Source organism: Streptomyces daqingensis (assembly GCF_014645895.1).
GTDB lineage: Bacteria > Actinomycetota > Actinomycetes > Streptomycetales > Streptomycetaceae > Streptomyces > Streptomyces daqingensis.
In genome coordinates this window covers 136,036-156,282 of sequence record NZ_BMMP01000015.1, presented here as the reverse complement: position 1 = coordinate 156,282, position 20,247 = coordinate 136,036, and the positions used below count along the sequence as shown (strand labels likewise).

The window sequence follows — 20,247 nt, the reverse complement described above, 5'->3', positions numbered from 1 at the left end:
CAAGGAGAACCGTGACCGCGCAGCTCGACCAGCTCAAGGCCGAACTCCTCGAACTCGCCCTGGAGGCCGCCCACCGCGCCGGCGCCCTCCTCCTCGACGGGCGCCCCGCCGACCTCGGGGTCTCCGCGACCAAGTCGAGCGCGGTGGACGTCGTGACGGAGATGGACCTGGCGTCGGAGAAGCTGCTCACCGGCTACATCTCCGAGCACCGGCCCGACGACGGCTTCCTCGGCGAGGAAGGGGCGTCCTTCGAGGGCTCCTCCGGGGTCCGCTGGATCGTCGACCCCCTCGACGGCACGGTGAACTACCTCTACGGGCTGCCGAGCTGGGCCGTGTCCATCGCCGCCGAGTTCGAGGGCGAGACGGTCGTGGGCGTCGTCGAGTCCCCTCCGCGGGGCGAGACGTTCCGCGCGGTCCTCGGCCACGGCGCGTTCCGCAACGCCCAGCCGCTGCACTGCCGTCCGGCGCCTCCGCTGGACCAGGCCCTGGTGGGCACCGGCTTCAACTACGTCGCCGAGCGGCGCGCGGCCCAGGCGGAGCTGGTGCGGCAGCTGATCCCGAGGGTGCGCGACATCCGTCGCTCGGGCTCCGCGGCCGTCGACCTGTGCGACGTGGCGGCCGGCCGGCTCGACGCCTTCTACGAGCGCGGCCTGCACGCCTGGGACCTCGCCGCCGGCGATCTCATCGCGCGCGAGGCGGGCGCCCGTACGGGAGGAAGGCCGGGCCTGGACGCGGACGGCGATCTCGCCATCGCGGCGTCTCCCGGCGTCTTCGAACTCCTCCAGCCGCTGCTCGACCGGCTCGGCGCCTGGCACGACTGAGCGGCCGGACGCCCCCGGGCCCCGCTCTCCGCACTCCCGGGTGGTACGCACGGCTGAGCCCCGGGTGCCGACGGCACCCGGGGCTCTGGAGAAACCGGGGGATCAGGGGGCTACGGACTGCCGACGGCCCGGACGGGCCGCGGCGGGGGCTGTCAGGCCGTGGTGGCGCCGATCTCGACGCCGTGCTCGGCGGCGATGCGTCGGAGGTCTTCCAGTTCGGCCTGCTCGACGTCCACGAGGAAGTCGTCGCCCGACTCACGAGCGCGGGTCAGGTCGGTCTCGGTGTTCTGTATACGCTGGAGAAGTCCAGCGGTGAACGCGTCCATGTGCGCCCCCTCGTCATGGGTCGGTGGCACGGGGTGGGTGCCGAGGGTCCTGTCGATCATGATCACGGCGTGCTCCCTGGCTGGACGGTCGGCAGCCGTGACACGGGTCGGTCGGGTGGCTAGCCGCCTACAGGGCGTGATCCGGGGTGTGCCCCTCGTCCTCCCCGCTCGCTACCTCAGGAAAACCTCAAGTTCTGAAAAATCTCGCGGCAGCGGCACCACCGGCTCTTACGGCCGGTTTACCGAGGCGCGGGGGAGGATGAACGCCTTGCGGCCTCCCGTCCCGGGCGGGACCGCAGGAGACTCGTGACTGAGGGAAGGATTCACGTCGTGCGCGTACTCGTCGTCGAGGACGAGCAACTGCTGGCCGATGCCGTGGCCACAGGGCTCCGCAGGGAGGCCATGGCCGTGGACGTGGTCTACGACGGCGCGGCGGCCCTCGAACGCGTCGACGTCAACGACTACGACGTCGTCGTCCTCGACCGCGACCTCCCGCTCGTACACGGCGACGACGTCTGCAGAAGGATCGTCGACCTGGGCCTGCCCACGCGCGTTCTGATGCTCACGGCCTCGGGCGACATCAGCGACCGCGTCGAAGGGCTGGAACTGGGGGCGGACGACTACTTGCCCAAGCCGTTCGCCTTCGCGGAGCTGACCGCACGCGTGCGCGCCTTGGGACGCCGCACCACCTCGCCGCTGCCGCCCGTGCTGGAGCGGGCCGGCATCAAGCTCGACCCCAACCGGCGCGAGGTCTTCCGCAACGGCGCTGAGATCCAGCTCGCGCCGAAGGAGTTCGCCGTCCTGGAGGTGCTGATGCGCGGTGAGGGGACCGTCGTCTCCGCCGAGCAGCTGCTGGAGAAGGCGTGGGACGAGAACACCGACCCGTTCACGAACGTGGTGCGCGTGACGGTGATGACGCTGCGCCGCAAACTCGGCGAACCCGCGGTGATCCACACCGTTCCCGGCGCCGGATACCGGATCTGAACGCGATGGCCGCCTCGACGACGCCCCCCGGTTCCGCTGAGCCCTCCCGCCCCCGCACGCCGGCGCCCGCACCCCCGAAACCGACGTGGGACCCGCAGGACCAGTCCCGCCAGCCTCCCTGGCTCCGTCCGACGATCCGTATAAGGCTGACGCTGCTCTACGGCGGCATGTTCCTGATCGCCGGCATGCTGCTCCTGACGATCATCTACCTGCTCGCGGCCGAGGCGCTGCACGAGGGCAGCAAACTCCCCTTCCGCATCCTCAACGCCAACGCGCAGCTCACCTCCGACAGCTGCCCCGGCCTGACGGGCACGCTGCCCAGCGGCCAGTTCATGGAGCGCCTGGAGGAGTGCACCGACGCCCAGCGCGCCGTCGCCCTCGACGAGCTCCTGCAGCGCTCCCTGATGGCGCTGCTCGGGCTCGCGGTGGCCGCCTTCGCCTTCGGCTACGTGATGGCGGGGCGGGTGCTCTCGCCGCTCGGGCGCATCACGCGCACCGCGCGCCAGGTCGCCAGCTCGGACCTGCACAAGCGGATCGAACTGGAGGGACCGGACGACGAACTGAAGGAGCTCTCCGACACGTTCGACGAGATGCTCGACCGCCTGGACCGCGCCTTCACCGCGCAGCAGCGCTTCGTGGCGAACGCCTCGCACGAGCTGCGCACACCCCTCGCCATCAACCGCACCCTCCTCGAGGTGCAGCTCTCCGACCCGGAGGCGTCACCGGAGCTCCAGCAGCTCGGCAAGACGCTGCTCGCGACGAACGAACGGAGCGAGCAGCTGGTGGAGGGACTGCTGCTGCTGGCGCGCAGCGAGAACGAGATCGTCGACCGCAAGCCCGTCGATCTCGCCGAGGTGGCGGGACGGGCCGTGGAGCAGGCGCGCGCGGAGGCGGAGGGCAAGAGCGTCGAACTGCGCGGGGTCCGGCAGCCGGCGTACGTACAGGGCAACGGCGTGCTTCTGGAGCGTGTGGCGCTCAACCTCGTGCAGAACGCGGTGCGTTACAACCAGCGGGACGACGGATGGGTCGCGGTCGGTACGGAGGCCGTCGCGGGGCACGCCGTGATGGTGGTGGAGAACACAGGCCCGGCCGTCCCCGCGTACGAGGTCGACAACCTCTTCGAGCCCTTCCGGCGGCTGCGCAGCGACCGCACGGGGAGCGACAAGGGCGTCGGACTGGGGCTGTCGATCGTGCGGTCGGTCGTCCGCGCTCACGGCGGCACGGTGACCGCGGAGCCGCGGGAGGAGGGCGGCCTGGTGCTGCGGGTCGTGCTTCCGGTCTGAGATCGTCCGCGGCGCAACGTTACGGGTGCCACGCCGTGTTCGCCATATGCGGAATTTTGTCCGCGCGTGCGCATCCACAGCCGCTGTGATCGATCACACACGCGATTTTCCCCGCCGTCCACCCTGGGTGATCTCAGTTAGCGAAGAATTACCGGAAAATCCAGGTTTCCGCAGGTGGAGATCGTGGGCAGTACCCGGGGTGCGTGCGCACAGCGCGACCGGTGGACCGTTTAAGGTCCTCCTCGGCAGTCGCCGCGATCACCTCTTCAGGGGTGCGGTTGGGTGTCGATTGAGTAACAGACCTTGATGTGAGGCAAAATCTCCGCCTCAGGTCGGGCACAAGTCCGGCCTCTCACGCGTTACGTGCGCTGAGACACCAAAGAAACCCAGAGGGGGAGAGCGAAATGGCAACGGACTACGACACCCCACGCAAGACCGATGACGACGTCAACGAAGACAGCATCGAGGAGCTGAAGGCCCGGCGGAACGACAAATCCGCGTCCAACGTCGACGTGGACGAGTTCGAGCAGGCCGAGGGCCTGGAGCTCCCGGGGGCGGACCTCTCCAACGAGGAGCTGTCCGTCCGTGTGCTGCCTCGCCAGGCGGACGAGTTCACCTGCATGAGCTGCTTCCTGGTCCACCACCGGTCCCAGCTGGCCGCCGAGAAGAACGGCCAGCCGATCTGCCGCGACTGCGCGGCCTGAGGCCTGGTGGGGATGTCGTAGTGGCGGACGGCGAGCGTGACGACGAGCGGGGCGGGCCTGACCAGCCGTTCCCGCTCGTACCACTGCCCGCGAAGCCGCGCCCGCGCCTCCGCGTTCCATGGCCGCGCGGGGGACGCGGCACTGCGGAACGCGGGGGAGACGGGCTGGAGGGTGGGGGAGACCGCTCCCCCCTGCCGCTCGACGAGGAGATGGGGAGCGGCGAAGCCGGGAAGCAGCGCGGAAGGCTGCGCGGCTTCATCAGCGTGGTCGCCGACCGCGTCATCGAGGTCGCGCCCCGTGTACCGGTACGCGACCTCGCGACGTTGCGTGAGCAGTTCCCGGGCCTCGGCCCGGAAGAGATCGCCGACAAGCTCGTGGCGGGAGCGGCCCGCGGATCCGCCACGGTCGGCGCCGGTGTGGGCGCCGCGGCGATGATGCCCGTACCGCCCGCGATGCCCGCGGAGCTGGCCGCCGAGATCGTCGGCGTCGCCTCGGTGGAGCTGAAGCTCATCGCCGAGCTGCACGAGGTCTACGGACGCCGTCCGCCCGGCAACCTCAGACAGCGCACGGCCGCCTACCTCGGGGCGTGGACGTCCGAGCGCGGCATCGACGTCACCCGGCCCACGACGCTCAACGCGGCGCTGGGCGGCCAGATGAAGCGCGAACTGCGCCAGCAGCTGCTGAAGCGCACGGTGCGCAACCTCCCGAACCTCACGCCCTTCATGGTGGGCGCAGCGGTGGGCGCCGTGATGAACAGCCGCGACACCCGCAAAATCGCGGAGAAGATCCGCGCGGACCTCCGTACGTCCGGCGACGGCTGGGAAGCGCTCCCCGCCGGCTCCTTCGAGGACGGGCCGGACCTGGACGGTCCCGCTCTTCCGCCCGTCTGATCACGTCCCGCGCGTCAGACGCGAGCGACACCCCTCACGACGCGCCCCCTCACTCCGCGCCGGCCTGCGGTTCCGGCTGACGCTCCGGCTCCGGTTCCGGCTGCTGCTCGGCCTGCCTCGCCGCGTCGAGAGAGTCCGCGAGGCGCTGCGGGGAGCGCGTGGAGAGATACACGTACGGCGTGGGATCGGCTGGGTCGGACACCTCCACGCGCACCGCCGTGGCGATGTAGCTGCGCAGCAGCATGTGAGCGCGCGGGTCCGCCCTGTGCGTGCGCCAGGCGAAGGCCTCTTCCTCGTCGAGCACATGGACGGGGCCGAGCGCCGAGACGGGGATACGGGAGTCGCCGGCGACGAGGGAGCCCGCCACGACGCGGATGCGCGCCGAGCCGTACGCGGAGACCAGGACGGCCGCGAGCGCCGTTCCCGCGACCAGCCCGCCCAGCATCGCCAGCGTCCCCAGCGGCAGCATGACCAGACCCGTCGAGCAGCCGACGAGGGCGGTGATGAACCACCACGCGCGGGGAGCGTGGAGACGTTCGTCGTAAGGGCGTTCCGCAGCAGCCATGCGACAAGCTTGGCACGGCCGGCGGCGGTTGCGGGCCCCGTGCGGTGTCCGTGCAGGCAGCTCCCGACTGACGCGGGGGTAAGGTCTGCACACGTGAGTGAACGACAGCCGAAGGTGCCCGACCCCGCGGACGGACAGCGGGTCCCCCCGATGAGATCCCTGACGCCGCCGCCCGGCGCCGCCGCCGCGGAACGCCATCCCGACGCGCCCGCCCCGGGCACCCTTCTCGGCTCCCACTACCAGCTCTGCTTCGGCTGCGGCAGCGGCCAGCCGCACGGGCTGCACCTGGAGACCAGGGCGGGTGAAGGGGTCAGCGTCACCGCGGAGTTCACGGTCCGCCCCGTCCACCAGGGGGCCCCGGGGCTCGCCCACGGCGGCGTACTGACCACCGCGCTCGACGAGACGATGGGCTCGCTGGGCTGGCTCATGCACGTGATCGCGGTGACGGGGCGGCTGGAGACCGACTTCGTGCGTCCGGTGCCGGTCGACACCGTCCTGCACCTGAGCGCCAGGGCGACCGGCGTGCACGGGCGGAAGATCTTCACCAGCGCGGAGGGCCGCATCGGCGGATCCGAGGGCCCGGTCGCCGTGCGGGCCGAGGCCCTTTTCATCCAGGTGAAGGTCGAGCACTTCACCGACAACGGACGGGACGAGGAGATTCAGGCCGCGATGGCCGATCCCGATCAGGTCCGCCGTGCCCGAGCATTCGAGGTGAACCCGTGACCAGGCAGCCCGTCGACGTACTCCTGCGGCGCCTCGACCCGGACGTCCCGGTGCCCGGCTACGCCCACCCCGGCGACGCCGGCTGCGACCTCGTGACCACCGAGGCCGCCGAGCTGGCGCCGGGGGAGCGCACCGTTCTGCCCACGGGTGTGTCCATCGCGCTGCCCGACGGGTACGCGGCGTTCGTGCACCCCCGTTCCGGTCTCGCGGCCAGGTGTGGCATCTCTCTGGTCAATGCACCCGGAACCGTGGATGCCGGGTACCGTGGGGAGATCAAGGTGATCGTGGCAAATCTTGATCCGCGCGAGACGGTGCGGTTCGAGCGACTCGACCGCATCGCCCAACTCGTCGTCCAGCAAGTGGAGAAGGTGCGTTTCCACGAGGTGGCAGAGTTGCCGGGCTCGGCGCGGGCCGCGGGGGGATTCGGCTCCACAGGCGGCAGCACCGCGGCCGCCGCACATCAGAATGACTACGTTCCGGTCGGAGCCGACCGGCATTCCGACCTGAGAGGACAGTGACGTGTTCGGACGTCGTCGCAAGAAGAGCGAAGAGCCTGAGACGGGCGCCTCGGACGACTTCGGGACGGACGGGCAGGACGCCGCCCGGAGCTCCGACCCCGCCGACTCCGTCACCGACGCCCAGGCAGCGCGAGTGAAGCTGCCTCCGGCGCCCCGGCCCGACGGGCCCTGGGACGTCAGCGAGGTGACCGACCCCAGCAACGGCAGGGTGAACCTCGGCGGGCTCTACGTCCCCGGTGTGGAGGGCATGGAGCTGCGCGTGGAGGTCGCGGGCGAGTCGATCGTCGCGGCGACCCTCGTACTGCAGGACAGCGCCATCCAGCTCCAGGGCTTCGCCGCTCCCAAGCGCGAGGGCCTGTGGGACGAGGTGCGCGAGGAGATCGCGACCGGCATCACCAAGCAGGGCGGTGTCATCGACGAGGTCGAGGGCCGGCTCGGCTGGGAGCTGCGTGCGCAGGTCCCGGTGCAGCTGCCCGACGGCACCAACGGCGTGCAGGTGGTCCGCTTCGTCGGTGTCGACGGACCGCGCTGGTTCCTGCGGGGCGTGATCTCGGGCCAGGGCGCCGTCCAGCCCGAGTCGGGCGTGCTGCTGGAGCAGGTCTTCCAGGACACCGTGGTCGTCCGCGGCGACGCTCCCATGGCTCCCCGCGACCCGATCGTCCTGAAGCTGCCGGACGATGCGCAGATGGTGCCGGACGGCGTCCAGCAGGAGACCGTCGAGGAGGGCTCCCGCTTCGCGGGCGGCCTCGACAAGCTGCAGCGCGGACCGGAGATCAGCGAGGTCCGCTGAGCACCAGTGCATTCCGGCCGTGGGGGCCGCCGAACCGGCGGGCTCCACGGCCGTCGCGTGTCCGCGGATCCCGGGAACGACGGGGTCCTGGGCCGTTCGGGGCCCGCTCTCCCCGGTACGCTGGCACCATGACAGGCGCCATCCGAGCAGAGCAGGGACCGCGTGGCGGGGGGCGTTTCAAGCGCTTCCTGGAGCGGCTGTCCTCCTCCGAGGAGGATCTGCACTCCCAGGAGCTGCGCGAGGAGGCGGACAGCAAGGGCTGCACCCGCATCGCCGCCTGCCAGGACCGCGAGACAGTGCGCGTCACGGGTACCCTGCGCACCGTCACCCTGCGCCCGCGGGCCGGGGTGCCGACGCTGGAGGCGGAGCTGTTCGACGGTTCCGCCGCCCTGGATGTGATCTGGCTCGGCCGCCGTGCCATCGCCGGCATAGAACCGGGCCGGAGCCTGATCGTCTGGGGACGGGTCTCGCTCAACCACGGCCGTCCAGTGATGTTCAACCCGAAGTACGAGTTGCGACCCCTGGGACAGGAGTAGCGGGTGACCCCCCTCGACAAGCCGGCCGCCGACGGAACCGGCCGACGGACCGGTGCCGACCCGGCATCCGACAGCGGAACGCAACCCGACGGCGCGGCGGCCCCGCGTGCCGTGACGGAGGCAGCGCTCTTCGAAGCCTTCGGCGGTGTGCGCGGCCTGGTGGAGACGACCGTTCCGGGCCTCGTCTTCATCACCATGTTCACGATCAACAAGGACATCCACGCGGCGGCGCTGACGGCCCTGGCTCTCTCCGCCGTGCTGGGGGTCTTCCGGCTGATCCGCAGGGACACCGTCAAGCACGCCTTCAGCGGCGTCTTCGGCGTGGCCTTCGGCGTGATCTTCGCGATGATGACGGGCGACGCCAAGGCCTTCTACCTGCCGGGCATGCTCTACACGCTGGGTCTCGCCCTGGCGTACATCATCACCGCGGCGGCGGGCGTCCCGCTGCTGGGCCTCGTCCTCGGGCCGGTCTTCAAGGAGAACCTCTCCTGGCGCAAGCGGAACCCCGGCCGCAAGAAGGCCTACACGAAGGCCAGTTACGCGTGGGGATTCATCCTGCTCGGCAAGTGCGCGATCCTCTTCCCGATGTACTTCGCGGGAGCGGACGCGACGCGCTTCGGCTGGGTGACGGTCGCGCTGAAGATCCCGCCCTTCCTGCTCGCGGTCTACCTGACGTGGATCTTCCTCGCGAAGGCGCCCGCGCCCATCAACGTCATCGCGGAGATGGAGGCCGAGGAGCAGGCGGAGCAGGAGCGGGAGCAGCAGAAGAAGAAGCTCGACGCCATCGGCGAGGGTCTTGCGGACGACGCCGCACGGGCGTTGCTCGCGGAGTCCGAGCGGACGCAGGAGCCGGGCGGGGGTCAGCAGCCGGGGCGTCACCGACGCTGACGGCCCGGGCGCCGGCGGCGGAGCGCCGCCGGTGCCTGAACGAGCGGAGCAGTGCGGACGGCCCGGCCCTCCAGACCGGCCCAGCGCGGCGGCCCGGTACAGCGGCCCGCCAGTCGAAACAGCCGCTGCCCCGGGGCGTCACTCGCCGCGGACGGAGAGCAGGTCCTCCAGCTGGGCCTCGCGGGCGGGCGCGGCGACGAACAGCAGCTCGTCGCCGACCTCCAGCGCGTCGTCGCTGTCCGGGACGAGCACGCGGTTGCCGCGGATGATGGTGACGAGGGCGGTGTCCTCGGGCCAGCCGACGTCCCCCACCCGTGTGCCCGCCAGGGCCGCCTCCGGCGGAAGCGTCAACTCCACCAGGTTCGCGTCCCCTTGCGAGAAGCGCATGAGCCGCACCAGGTCGCCGACGCTGACGGCCTCCTCGACGAGGGCCGACATCAGCCGCGGAGTGGAGACGGCGACGTCGACGCCCCACGACTCGTTGAACAGCCATTCGTTCTTGGGGTTGTTGACGCGCGACACCACGCGCGGCACCCCGTACTCCGTCTTGGCGAGCAGCGAGACCACCAGGTTGACCTTGTCGTCGCCGGTGGCCGCGATGACCACGTTGCAGCGCTCCAGGGCGGCCTCGTCGAGGGATGTGATCTCACAGGCGTCCGCCAGCAGCCACTCCGCCTGCGGTACCCGCTCCACGGAGATCGCCGTCGGCGCCTTGTCGATGAGCAGCACCTCGTGCCCGTTCTCCAGCAGCTCGCCCGCGATGGAGCGGCCCACGGCGCCCGCACCCGCAATAGCTACCCTCATCGGCCGCGTCCCCTGTTCGCTGTGCCTGCACCGTTCACGAGCGCCCCTCCTCGGGCCCCCTCGAGAAGACGGCCTCCACCTGGTCGACCTGGTCGCAGCGCATCATCACATGGACCAGATCGCCTTCCTGGAGCACCGTCTCCGACGTCGGAAGCATCGCCTCGCCGACCCGCGTGAGGAAGGCCACCCGCACTCCGGCCTCCTCCTGGAGCCTGCTGACCCGGTGCCCCACCCACTTCGTCGAGGTGTGCACCTCCGCCAGCTGGACGCCGCCGCTGGGGTCCCGCCACAGCGGTTCCGCACCGGAGGGCAGCAGGCGCCGGAGCATCTGGTCGGCCGTCCAGCGCACGGTGGCCACCGTCGGGATGCCCAGACGCTGGTAGACCTCGGCCCGCTTGGGGTCGTAGATCCTCGCCGCGACGTGCTCGATGCCGAACATCTCCCGGGCCACGCGCGCCGCGATGATGTTGGAGTTGTCGCCACTGCTGACAGCCGCGAACGCGCCGGCCTCCTCGATGCCGGCCTCCCTGAGGGTGTCCTGGTCGAAACCGACCCCGGTCACCCTGCGTCCGCCGAAGCCTGAGCCCAGGCGTCGGAAGGCCGTCGGGTCCTGGTCCACGACCGCGACCGTGTGGCCCTGCTGCTCCAGAGCCTGTGCGAGCTCGGCACCTACCCGGCCGCAGCCCATGATCACAACATGCACGCCCGTCCCTCTCGTCACTTACAGCGGGCCGCCTCAGCATCGCACGGCTGACCGCATACGATCCTCCCCGTGTCCAGGATTACCCATCTGCCCAAACGACTTCTGCTCGGGAGGGCGCTGCGCAGCGACCGGCTCGCGGAGACTCTGCTGCCGAAACGGATCGCGCTGCCGGTCTTCGCGTCCGACCCGCTCTCGTCCGTGGCCTACGCCCCCGGTGAGGTGCTCCTGGTCCTGTCCGTCGCCGGCGTGTCCGCGTACCACTTCAGCCCGTGGATCGCGGCGGCGGTCGTCGTCCTGATGTTCACGGTGGTGGCTTCCTACCGGCAGAACGTACGCGCCTACCCCTCCGGGGGAGGGGACTACGAGGTCGCCAACACCAATCTGGGCCCCCGGGCCGGGCTGACCGTCGCCAGCGCGCTGCTCGTCGACTACGTCCTGACCGTGGCCGTGTCGATCTCCTCCGGCGTGGAGAACCTGGGGTCGGCGGTCCCCTTCATCGTCCAGAACAAGACGACCGTCGCCGTCGTCATCATCGTGCTCCTGACGCTGATGAACCTGCGCGGCGTACGGGAGTCGGGCAAGCTGTTCGCCGTCCCCACCTACTGCTTCGTGGCCGGCGTCTTCGGGATGATCCTCTGGGGAGCCATACGCGGGGGCCTGCTCGGCGAGGAGATGCGCGCCCCCACCGCGGACTTCGAGATCGACGCCGAACACAGCGGCGGGCTCACGGGTTTCGCGCTCGCCTTCCTGCTGCTGCGGGCCTTCTCCTCCGGCTGCGCGGCCCTCACGGGGGTCGAGGCGATCAGCAACGGCGTACCGGCCTTCCGCAAGCCCAAGTCGAAGAACGCCGCCAACACCCTCGCGGTGATGGGCCTGATCGCGGTGACGATGTTCTGCGGTGTCATCCTGCTGGCGCTCGCGACGGGCGTGAAGATGGCCGAGAACCCCGCGACGGAGCTGATCGTCAACGGCGAACCGGCAGGCGCCGGTTACCACCAGGACCCCGTCATCTCCCAGGTCGCGGCTGCCGTGTTCGGGAGCGGGTCCCTCCCCTTCGTCTTCCTCGCGGCGGCGACGGCCCTCGTGCTCTTCCTCGCGGCGAACACCGCCTACAACGGCTTCCCGCTGCTCGGCTCGATCCTCGCCCAGGACCGCTACCTGCCCCGCCAGCTGCACACCCGCGGCGACCGGCTGGCGTTCTCCAACGGCATCGTGGTGCTCGCCGGAGCGGCGGCCATACTGGTCGTCGCCTACGAGGCCGACTCCACGCGCCTCATCCAGCTCTACATCGTCGGTGTCTTCGTCTCCTTCACGCTCAGCCAGATCGGCATGGTCCGGCACTGGAACCGGCTCCTGGCGACCGAGGGGGACGCCGGCGCGCGGCGCCGCATGCACCGCTCCCGGGTGATCAACACCTTCGGCGCCTTCTGCACGGGGCTGGTGCTCCTCGTCGTACTCGTGACGAAGTTCTCGCACGGCGCGTGGGTCTCGCTCCTCGGCATGCTGCTCTTCTACGGCGTGATGACCGCCGTCCGAAGGCACTACGACCTCGTCTCCGAGGAGCTGGCCGCCGACGATCCGGACGAGAAGCGCGTGAAGCCCTCCCGCGTGCACTCCATCGTGCTGGTCTCCAAGACGCACAAGCCGACCCTGCGGGCGCTGGCGTACGCCCGGCTGATGCGCTCCGACACGCTGGAGGCGCTGACCATCAGCGTCGACGCCGAGGAGACCGCGCAGCTGCGCAGGGAGTGGGAGGAGGCGGGCATCGACGTACCGCTGAAGATCCTCGACTCGCCGTACCGCGAGATCACGCGGCCCGTCATCGAGTACGTCAAACGGCTGCGTTCGGAGAATCCGCGCGACGTGGTGAGCGTCTTCATCCCGGAGTACGTCGTCGGCCGCTGGTACGAGCAGCTGCTGCACAACCAGAGCGCGCTGCGTCTCAAGGGCCGCCTGCTGTACACGCCGGGCGTCATGGTCACGTCCGTACCGTGGCAGCTGGAGTCGTCCGAACTGGCGCGCAAGCGCGCGAAGAAGCGCGCCGAGTGGGACGCGCCGGGGTCGGTGCGGCGGGGGCCGGTGGCCGGCGCCGCGGGCCGGAAGAAGGACGAGCGGCGGAAGTAGCGCGGCGGGAGTGCGCTAGGGGCTGTCTGACAAATGGCGCCTGGCTCGCGCCGCCTGGCACGCACGTCTGCTGCGTTGTCGGACCGACCGAGTAGCCCACTACGAGGACAGACCTCCGCCTTGCATCCGCACGCACCAGACGACGCGAGCCCCGCCCTCCGGGCGAACGGCGCCATTTGTCAGACAGCCCCTGGGGAAGCGGACCAGCGCGTTGCGGAGTTGTGCGGCCTGCCGGTGCCAAGTGGCCGTGCGATCAGAGCAGTTGACGCAGGTCGCTGTGGTCGATCTTGCCGCTCGCGGTCAGCGGCAGCCGGTCGAGGAAGTGGATGCGGGCGGGCAGCTTGTATGCGGCGATCCTCTCGCGCAGGTAGGCCATCAGGCCTTCCGGCGTCAGTTCGCGTCCGGGCGAGGGGACGACGAAGGCCACCGGAACCTGACCCTCGTCGGCGTCGGGTGCGGCCACCACGGCGCTGGCGGCCACGTCGGGATGCCCGTTGATCGCCGCCTCGACCTCTCCGGGCGTGATCTTCGAGGTGCGCCGTACGATCAGGTCCTTGATGCGCCCCTCGAACCACCACGCGCCGTCCGGGTCCTGGGTGCCCAAGTCACCCGTGCGGAACCAGCCGCCGGTGAAGGAGTCCTCCGTCAGCCTCGGGTCCTCCCAGTACCCCGTCATGAGCATCGGGCCGCGCACGAGCAGCTCGCCGGTCACGTCGGTGCGCACTTCGGCGCCGCCGACCGGGACGCCGACGCACCCCTCGCGGTCCGGCCCGGGAGTGCGGTCCACGGTCAGCCAGATCGCTTCCGTCATCCCCCAGCCGACGCCGACGGCCAGACCGGTGAGGTCCCTGAAGTCGCGCTGGAGCGCGGCGGGGAAGGTGTCGCCGCCGGCGTAGACGCCCCGCAGCGAGGAGAACCATCCGCCGCGGGCGCCCGGGGCATGGACGAGTTGCGCCAGGACGTCGAGGTGGGTGCAGATCAGGGTGGGGCGGTGCGTGAGCAACCCCGTTACGAACGAGTCGAGTTCGAAACCGTCGAGCAGCACGACCGTTCCTCCGGCGGCGAGCGTCGTCATCGTCTCGATGAAGCCGCTCACGTGGGCCAGGGGGTCGCATACCTGCGTCACGTCGCGGGAGCCGACGTCTCCCATCGCCTCGGAGGTGCTGCTCAGCATGGCGGAGGCCGAACGCTGACTGTGGAGGACACCCTTGGGCGGGCCCGTGGACCCCGAGGTGAAGAACAGCAGAGCCGGTCTGTCCGGTCCGGGGCGTGGCGCGGTGGGCCTCGCTCCGGAGGCGCAGAGCGGCGCCAGGGGTTCCAAGCCGTCGCCGCGGCCCGCCAGGGGAGCTCGGCCGCGGTCCGTCACGGGGACTTCGCCGCTGCCCGCCACGAGGACGCGGACTCCCGTCAGGACCTCCTGCTGTACCTCCTCCAGCTTGCCGAGGAGGCTCTCGTGGACGATCAGCCACCGGGGACGGGCGCGCCGGAGGGCCGCTTCGACCTCGGCGGGCGCGTACCGGGTGTTGAACGGTGCCGCCACGGCTCCCGAGCGGAAGCAGGCCAGGTACACCGTCACCGCTTCCGGGCAGTTCGGCAGCATGAACGCCACGCGCTCACCTGACACGGGGGCCATCTCCGCGGCCAGGGCGTCCGTGGCGGCGGCCAGACCGGAGTACGTCCAGCGCCGGTCCCCGAAGATCAGGCACTGCGCGTCGGGCGCGTGTGCGGCGAGCAGGCCGCTGAGCGGAACCGGACCAGCTTCGGTGGACATGGCGTCCTCCCAGGCCGTCGTCGGAGGCCCGCACCGAGCGGATCCGGCCGCCCGAAGCCGGCAGGGGCAGGCGAGCGGGCCGGGACGGTTCTCGGTGGCGGACGAGGGTCGGAACCCGCAGGCGGGCGACATGGGAAGCGTAAGCCCGCGGCGGACGGCGCGCCTGTCCGTGCCGCGTGACGGGACGCCCGCCGCCTCCCGCCCCCCGCGGCCGTGGCCCCGGGGGGCGGGAGGCGGCGTCAGCCTGGTCCGCCGCCGAGGCTGATCTCGTTGCCGTCCGCGTCCCGGTAGATCACTTTGGTCACGCCGCCCTCGTACGTCTCGCGCTCCGCGGGCTCGATGCCCCGCCGGGCGATACCGGCGACGCGGCCGTCGAGATCGTCGACGAACGTCAGCACCAGGGCGTTCCCCGCCCTGACCGGGTCTTCCACGATGTAGACGTAGCGGCTCTCGGCGACCTCCCACACGGCCTCGACGTCGTTCGGCAGGAACGACGGCTTCCCGCCGAAGAACCGCTCGTACCAGGGCAGTGCCGCCGCGTAGTCGGCGACGGGGACGCCTGCGAAGAGTTCCCGGGCCATGCCGGCCTCCGTGTGTGCGTGTGCGGTGGGTTGCTGTTGGGGTCGGTTGCTGTGGGGGATGGGGGTGTTCGGGGTGGTGCCGATGTCGACTCCGGCGGAGCCGGGAACTCATCGCCACCCTGCACCCCGTCGCAATCCTGGCCGCGCCGGGACCGCCTGGCGGCGCGACACGGACGGCATCGTCGACTGCGGGCCCGCGGCCCCTCGCACTCGCCGGAAATAAGCAGTTGACCGGGGACAACGGGAGGAACCACACTCCGCCCTGGTCCGACATAACGGCATAGTGGGGGACGGTGAGCGGTGGCTGCCTCGGACATGGCCCATGACCTGCAGGTCGAAGGGACGACGTCTGAACCACCGTTGTGGACGCGGGAATTCAGGCTGTTCTTCGCCGCCCGCACCACCTCTCTGCTCGGTGACGCGATGCTCCCCGTCGCGATCACGGCCGCCGTGCTTCGTGCGGGATACGGTGCGAGCGGGGTGGGCTACGCCCTCGCCGCGCTCGTGGCACCGTTCGCAGCCCTGATCATCTTCGGCGGGGTGCTGTCCGACCGCTTCGGCGCCCGCCGGCTGATGATCCTCTCGGACGCGGCCCGGCTGTGCTCCCAGGGAGTGCTCGCGCTGCTGTTCCTGCTGGGTACACCCCAGTTGTGGCAGATCCTGGCGCTGCTGGCCCTGATCGGGGCGGGCAGCGCGATCTTCCAGCCCGGAGTCGCCAGCATCACCCCGCTCACCGCCCGGGACGTGCAGAAGGCCAACGCCACCCTGCGTATCTCGGAGTCCGTCACCGTCGTCATCGGCCCCTCCCTGGCCGGCCTGCTGCTGGCGGTCGCCTCGCCCGCGGCGGTCGTCGCGCTCGACGCGCTGACCTACGCGGTCAGCGGCGCCTGCCTGCTGCTGCTCCGCGCCGTACCCATGGGCCCGGCCGCGCGGGAAGGCGTGTCGACGTTCCGCGCCGATCTCGTCGAGGGATGGAGGGAGTTCAGCGCCAGGACCTGGCTGTGGAGCGTCATCGTCGTCTTCATGCTCTGGCAGCTCGCGGGCTCCGGACCGACCATGACCCTCGGCAACAGCGCGCTCGTCACCGACCACGGGGCGTCCGTGTTCGGCCTGGTCATGTCCTCCCTCGGGGCGGGAAGCGTGCTCGGCGGGATCATCGCGATGAGACTCCGGCCGCGGCATCCGCTCCGGGCCGGTGCGCTCTCGATGATCCTCTGGACGTTCATGCCGCTGGGAGTCGCGCTCGGCCTCTCCGCCCCGCTGGTCGCCGTCTGCTACGGCGTGAGCGGCGTGGGCATGGCGTTCTGGATCGTCATGTTCCATACGAGCGTGCAGACGCACATCCCCCAGGAGGTCCTCGGCCGGGTCCACGCTTACGACGCGGCGGGCTCGCTGGTGATGAAGCCGGTCGGGCAGGCGCTGGCGGGGCCGCTCGCGCTCGTCGTCGGGGCGACACCGGTGCTCTACGTGTCCGCGTCCACGGCGCTGGTCGCCTGCGCCCTGCTGCTGGCGATCCCGGCGGTGCGAGGTCTGAAGCGGGTGGAGCGCCAACCGTCGGCGCCCCCGACGGCGGAGTGATCGCGGTTCCGCGCCGGTCGGCCGAACCGTTGCCGGTGCGGCCCGAGTTCAGCCCCCGGCTGCCACGTCCCGATCGACGCACCAGCCTGCCCGCGGCAAGGGTCACGGCGACTCATGCGGGGCGCGTGGCCTCCGGCGTCAGCAGCGTGTCGTAGTGGGCGGACCGCTCGTCGAACCGTGCCAGGACGGCCCTTGCCTCGTCCGGGACGTGTGCGACCTCGTATTCCGGCCCGATGAACTCCCGTACGGCGTCGAGCGATTCGAACAGCATGACGGTGGAGAACTCGACCTCGCCCCCGTCGAGCGGACGCCGAAGCAGGTAGGCGCCGTGATAGCCGGGGAGCTTGCGTTCGGCGATGGCCGGCAGAACACGGGTGCTGACGATCGACTCGTATGCGTCGGCATTCTCGGGTGTCGTCCACCCTCGCCAGATCCGGACAATCATGCACTCACATTACAGGCGACAACGGGCGATCCGCGGGAATCGGCAGTGACTCCAGGCGCCTCGCGGGGCCTCGATGCCTGAAGCCCAAGTGGTCGCGTAACTGAGGTGAGTTGAGGGGCACGGGCCGTCGTCGGCCGGATGAGACCCTTCCAACCCGCCCCGGAAGCATGGCCGTTCAGTCGAAGTGGAGCCGGAGAGCGCTCACCGGCGTCCTCTATGGCAAGTAACACCACGGAGGAGAGAAGACGATGGATCAGCGGAAGTCCGACCGCAACGTCGGCGTACCCACCGAGTTCGAGAGGGACGTCGTCATGCTTCTTCTGGACGCGATGCGTGCGGTGGCCAAGCAGGAACGCGAGGACGTCGGTACGGAAAGTGTGCTGAACGCGCTCGTGTCGGGCGACTCGGCCGCGGGTTCCGCGATCGCTCCCGGGATAAGGGCCGCCGGATCGCTCGGCGGTTCGATCGGATGTCGGGAGACGTCCGTGTGGGTCAGCAGGGACGCGGATGACGGCACAGCGGGAAGCCCGGAAGACGAGGCAGAGATCGACGCCCTCTGGCGGGACGTCCGGCACGAGGAGGCCAAGAGGCTGCGCTGGATCAACCGGAAGAAGAAGGAGCAGCAGGGGAGCCTTGAACTCCCGCCGATGACGGGTGCGTTGCGGTCCGCTCTGCGCAAGGCGCTGGAGACCGCGCGGGAGGAGGGCACCGTCGCCGTGCGCGTCCGCCATGTGGCGCGCGCACTGGTCGAACTGCCCGATACGCGTGCACGCGAGGCCATGGTGCTGGAGAAGGTGGATGTCTCGGCCGCCTCGACCGCACTCGACGCGTTGCGTGGGACCGAGGAAGTGCCGGAGCCCACCTCGGTGTTGATGCTGCGCAAGGCCGGGACGTTCGGGAAGAGTGGAAATCCGCTGACAAGGAAGTTCACCGCCTGGGTATTCGGCGGTGGTGCCGGGTTCGGCTCCGCCGTCGTGGGCGGGGTGCGCTCGGAGTCGGCACGGGGGGCGGTGCGGCGCGGGGCGTCGGAGGTGGAGCCCGTCGATCTGCTGCTGGGCATCCTTGCGCTGGACCGGTCGTTGACCGTCGCCGGGCGTGAGCTGCCCGAGAAGCTGAGGGGAGCGAACCGGGGGGCGGAACTCCTGCGACGGTACGGCGCACGGCAGGATGCCCTCGCCCGTGCACTGCTTCCCACCACCGGGGTCGCGGAGGAGGAGCCCCCGGAGGTCCGCGGAGCCGCCGATTTCGAACGGCGTCTCCTGCACGTCGCACAACTCACCGCCTCCGCTCAGGGCTCGTCCACGGTCGGCACGACCCACCTGCTGGCCGCGCTGCTGAATGAGGCAGGGACGGACGCGCAGTCCGCTGCGGAGATCGAGCGTGTGCTGACCGAGTGCGGGGCGGACGTCGCCGGGCTGCGGGCGGAGCCGGAGCTCCGGGTCCCGGGAGGGACGGCTCAGGTCTCCTGACGCCGGGCAGTCCTCTCAGGGCGCGCAATGGCCTGCCCGGCGGCCGTGCAGACGGTTACGGCTACGCGACGAGCAGGAGCACGCTGATCACCAGCATCGATGCGGCAGTTGCCCCGTGGATGCCGTAAACGGCCGTCCTGGGCCCGTTGTTGCGCAGCACGATCAGGGCGTCGCCGGCGGGGATGACGGTGGCAGCCAGCATGAACCAGCCGAGGAGGTGGGGTGTCGCCCCGGCCAGCAGGATGAAGAGGAAGAGTCCCGAGGCGATGTCGCGTACTCCCTTGACCGACAGCCAGGCCCGGAAGGTCCGGTCGTCGGTCGGCGTGTCCGGGATGCCGAAGTCCACCGCCGCACGTGGTGCCCACAGGGCGCGCGCGCCGATGAAGAGGATGCCTGCGCCGATCATTCCGGCGAGCACCTGAGCGACGTTGGTGAGCATGGCTTGCTTCCCCTCTCGGTGGCAGCGCCCGCCCGCGATATCTAGCGGCGCTAGAAGTGATAGCGACGATAGACCTAGCTGCGGCAGGATGTCTAGCGCCGCTAGAATGTCGTCATGTCCGCCATCAATGAGCGCCGTGAACGTGAACGCGCCCGTCGTCATCAGCTGATCGTCACGGCCGCGCGTGAACTCGCAGAGGTAGAGGGCTGGGAGGCGGTGACGACGCGGCGGCTGGCTGAACGCGTCGAGTACAGCCAGCCGGTGCTGTACAGCCACTTCAAGGGCAAGGACGCCATCGTGGGAGCCGTCGCCCTCGACGGCTTCAGTGAACTCGCCCCCCGTCTGCGCCGCGCGAGGGAGGCCGCCGCCCCGGAGCCGGGGGACGCGCTGCGCGCCGTCTGCCTCGCCTATCTGGAGTTCGCGACGGAGAGGCCCGCCCTGTACCAGGCCATGTTCGTCCTGCCCACCGACCTGAAGTTCGCGAGCGACGAGACGCCGCCCCCGCTGCGGGCAGCCTTCGACGAGTTCGTCAACTGCTTCAGTCCGGACGACGACCGGCGCGAACTGTTCGCCGAAGTCACCTGGAGCGCGCTGCACGGCATGGCGGTCCTCTCCGGCAGCGGGCGCATCCCGCCGGGCAGCCAGGACGATCGGCTCGACTTCCTCGTCAGCCAGATCGCAGGTACTCCGGCGGACTGACGGCGCGGGCCGGAGTGGCCGTCAGGCCATGGACGAGTCGGGCCGTCGGCCGTCCGCACTCCCGCCGGTCGGCCGGGTGGAGGCGTCCATGCAGGCGGGACCCGAGTCGAGCTCAGCCCACACCGTCTTGCCGCCCGGAACGTACAGGGATGTGCCCCAGCGGTCGGCGAGGGCGGCGACGAGAAGGATGCCGCGGCCGGACTCGGCGTCCGGCTCCGCGTTCGGACGGTGGCCGGGGAAGCGGTCTCCGCGGGCGTCGGTGACCTCGACGCGGAGGGTGCCGGCGGAGGTGTCGAGAGCGAGGTCGAGCCGGAAGTCGCGACCGCGTACCCGGCCGTGGAAGAAGGCGTTGGCCGCGAGTTCGGCGACGATCTGCTCGGCACGCTCCGCGACGTCCGGCGCGACCTCCCAGGCGGCCAGTTCTCCCGCCGTCAGCAGCCGGGCCAGGCGCGCGCCTCGCCGGGTCGATGACAGCAGCTGAGTGAACGTACGTACGGTAGCGGGAAGTTGGGGAGCGCTCGGCGTCATGGGAGCCAGACTGGCCGTTGCGAGGGGCGTTTCACCAGCAGGTCGTCCCGTACGGATGGTCAGCGTACGGGCACGAAG

General features: G+C 70.7%; 23 protein-coding genes. 14 read left to right on the top strand and 9 right to left on the bottom strand.

What is annotated here, in order from left to right; all coding sequences use genetic code 11:
* Window positions 1-11 precede the first annotated feature (11 nt).
* On the top strand, window positions 12-821 hold the full coding sequence (locus IEY56_RS21900) for an inositol monophosphatase family protein (protein WP_189038974.1): 810 nt from the start codon (window positions 12-14) through the stop codon (window positions 819-821).
* Between the two features lie 152 nt (window positions 822-973).
* On the opposite strand, the gene IEY56_RS21895 is transcribed toward IEY56_RS21900, so the two are convergent.
* Window positions 974-1,207, bottom strand: coding sequence for a hypothetical protein (locus tag IEY56_RS21895; RefSeq protein ID WP_139131739.1), 234 nt, complete (start codon window positions 1,205-1,207; stop codon window positions 974-976).
* 270 nt (window positions 1,208-1,477) lie between these two features.
* On the opposite strand from IEY56_RS21895, the gene IEY56_RS21890 reads away from it, so the two are divergent.
* From IEY56_RS21890 to IEY56_RS21875, 4 genes are all read left to right on the top strand, one after another.
* A complete protein-coding gene (locus tag IEY56_RS21890) occupies window positions 1,478-2,131 on the top strand; it encodes a response regulator transcription factor (protein WP_045866185.1) in 654 nt (217 codons plus the stop codon).
* Between the two features lie 5 nt (window positions 2,132-2,136).
* On the top strand, window positions 2,137-3,414 hold the full coding sequence (locus IEY56_RS21885; RefSeq protein ID WP_189038973.1) for a sensor histidine kinase: 1,278 nt from the start codon (window positions 2,137-2,139) through the stop codon (window positions 3,412-3,414).
* Between the two features lie 404 nt (window positions 3,415-3,818).
* Complete coding sequence (locus IEY56_RS21880) at window positions 3,819-4,118, top strand: DUF4193 domain-containing protein (protein ID WP_016470291.1); 300 nt, start codon at window positions 3,819-3,821, stop codon at window positions 4,116-4,118.
* A 20-nt stretch (window positions 4,119-4,138) separates the two neighbouring features.
* On the top strand, window positions 4,139-5,008 hold the full coding sequence (locus IEY56_RS21875) for a hypothetical protein (RefSeq protein WP_308424168.1): 870 nt from the start codon (window positions 4,139-4,141) through the stop codon (window positions 5,006-5,008).
* Between the two features lie 49 nt (window positions 5,009-5,057).
* Here IEY56_RS21875 and IEY56_RS21870 read toward each other — a convergent pair whose 3' ends face one another.
* Window positions 5,058-5,573: a DUF3093 domain-containing protein gene (locus tag IEY56_RS21870; protein ID WP_189038972.1), complete on the bottom strand. Its 516-nt coding sequence runs from the start codon at window positions 5,571-5,573 to the stop codon at window positions 5,058-5,060.
* A 150-nt stretch (window positions 5,574-5,723) separates the two neighbouring features.
* On the opposite strand from IEY56_RS21870, the gene IEY56_RS21865 reads away from it, so the two are divergent.
* The 5 genes from IEY56_RS21865 (at window position 5,724) to IEY56_RS21845 (ending at window position 9,028) form a co-directional block, all read left to right on the top strand.
* Window positions 5,724-6,296 carry a PaaI family thioesterase gene (locus tag IEY56_RS21865; RefSeq protein WP_189039016.1) on the top strand — a complete coding sequence of 191 codons (573 nt, stop codon included), beginning with the start codon at window positions 5,724-5,726 and terminating at the stop codon, window positions 6,294-6,296.
* Complete coding sequence (gene dut, locus IEY56_RS21860; RefSeq protein ID WP_045866181.1) at window positions 6,293-6,814, top strand: dUTP diphosphatase; 522 nt, start codon at window positions 6,293-6,295, stop codon at window positions 6,812-6,814. Before IEY56_RS21865 ends, dut begins: the two co-directional genes overlap by 4 nt.
* A gap of 1 nt (window position 6,815) precedes the next feature.
* A complete protein-coding gene (locus IEY56_RS21855) occupies window positions 6,816-7,604 on the top strand; it encodes a DUF3710 domain-containing protein (protein ID WP_189038971.1) in 789 nt (262 codons plus the stop codon).
* A 128-nt stretch (window positions 7,605-7,732) separates the two neighbouring features.
* A complete protein-coding gene (locus IEY56_RS21850; protein ID WP_189038970.1) occupies window positions 7,733-8,140 on the top strand; it encodes an OB-fold nucleic acid binding domain-containing protein in 408 nt (135 codons plus the stop codon).
* A 3-nt stretch (window positions 8,141-8,143) separates the two neighbouring features.
* Complete coding sequence (locus IEY56_RS21845) at window positions 8,144-9,028, top strand: DUF3159 domain-containing protein (protein ID WP_189038969.1); 885 nt, start codon at window positions 8,144-8,146, stop codon at window positions 9,026-9,028.
* 138 nt (window positions 9,029-9,166) lie between these two features.
* Here the strand turns inward: IEY56_RS21845 and IEY56_RS21840 are convergent, their stop codons facing one another.
* A complete protein-coding gene (locus tag IEY56_RS21840; RefSeq protein ID WP_074467975.1) occupies window positions 9,167-9,832 on the bottom strand; it encodes a potassium channel family protein in 666 nt (221 codons plus the stop codon).
* 34 nt (window positions 9,833-9,866) lie between these two features.
* On the bottom strand, window positions 9,867-10,535 hold the full coding sequence (locus IEY56_RS21835) for a potassium channel family protein (protein WP_189038968.1): 669 nt from the start codon (window positions 10,533-10,535) through the stop codon (window positions 9,867-9,869).
* Window positions 10,536-10,604: 69 nt separating this feature from the next.
* On the opposite strand from IEY56_RS21835, the gene IEY56_RS21830 reads away from it, so the two are divergent.
* Window positions 10,605-12,659: an APC family permease gene (locus IEY56_RS21830; protein WP_189038967.1), complete on the top strand. Its 2,055-nt coding sequence runs from the start codon at window positions 10,605-10,607 to the stop codon at window positions 12,657-12,659.
* Between the two features lie 253 nt (window positions 12,660-12,912).
* Here the strand turns inward: IEY56_RS21830 and IEY56_RS21825 are convergent, their stop codons facing one another.
* Both IEY56_RS21825 and IEY56_RS21820 read right to left on the bottom strand, forming a co-directional pair.
* Window positions 12,913-14,430, bottom strand: coding sequence for a class I adenylate-forming enzyme family protein (locus IEY56_RS21825; protein ID WP_189038966.1), 1,518 nt, complete (start codon window positions 14,428-14,430; stop codon window positions 12,913-12,915).
* A 239-nt stretch (window positions 14,431-14,669) separates the two neighbouring features.
* A complete protein-coding gene (locus tag IEY56_RS21820) occupies window positions 14,670-15,011 on the bottom strand; it encodes a VOC family protein (protein ID WP_189038965.1) in 342 nt (113 codons plus the stop codon).
* A gap of 315 nt (window positions 15,012-15,326) precedes the next feature.
* On the opposite strand from IEY56_RS21820, the gene IEY56_RS21815 reads away from it, so the two are divergent.
* A complete protein-coding gene (locus IEY56_RS21815; RefSeq protein WP_189039014.1) occupies window positions 15,327-16,589 on the top strand; it encodes an MFS transporter in 1,263 nt (420 codons plus the stop codon).
* Between the two features lie 112 nt (window positions 16,590-16,701).
* Here the strand turns inward: IEY56_RS21815 and IEY56_RS21810 are convergent, their stop codons facing one another.
* Window positions 16,702-17,034, bottom strand: coding sequence for an antibiotic biosynthesis monooxygenase family protein (locus IEY56_RS21810; protein WP_189038964.1), 333 nt, complete (start codon window positions 17,032-17,034; stop codon window positions 16,702-16,704).
* 248 nt (window positions 17,035-17,282) lie between these two features.
* Here IEY56_RS21810 and IEY56_RS21805 point away from each other — a divergent pair, with 248 nt between their 5' ends.
* Window positions 17,283-18,503 carry a Clp protease N-terminal domain-containing protein gene (locus IEY56_RS21805; protein ID WP_189038963.1) on the top strand — a complete coding sequence of 407 codons (1,221 nt, stop codon included), beginning with the start codon at window positions 17,283-17,285 and terminating at the stop codon, window positions 18,501-18,503.
* A gap of 61 nt (window positions 18,504-18,564) precedes the next feature.
* Here IEY56_RS21805 and IEY56_RS21800 read toward each other — a convergent pair whose 3' ends face one another.
* Window positions 18,565-18,942 (bottom strand): DUF4267 domain-containing protein, encoded by a 378-nt coding sequence (locus IEY56_RS21800; protein ID WP_189038962.1) that lies wholly within the window; start codon window positions 18,940-18,942, stop codon window positions 18,565-18,567.
* 114 nt (window positions 18,943-19,056) lie between these two features.
* Here IEY56_RS21800 and IEY56_RS21795 point away from each other — a divergent pair, with 114 nt between their 5' ends.
* Window positions 19,057-19,641 (top strand): TetR/AcrR family transcriptional regulator, encoded by a 585-nt coding sequence (locus IEY56_RS21795; protein ID WP_189038961.1) that lies wholly within the window; start codon window positions 19,057-19,059, stop codon window positions 19,639-19,641.
* A 21-nt stretch (window positions 19,642-19,662) separates the two neighbouring features.
* Here the strand turns inward: IEY56_RS21795 and IEY56_RS21790 are convergent, their stop codons facing one another.
* The gene (locus tag IEY56_RS21790; protein WP_189038960.1) at window positions 19,663-20,169 is read right to left on the bottom strand and encodes an ATP-binding protein; all 507 of its coding nucleotides are present in this window, start codon (window positions 20,167-20,169) and stop codon (window positions 19,663-19,665) included.
* Window positions 20,170-20,247 lie beyond the last annotated feature (78 nt).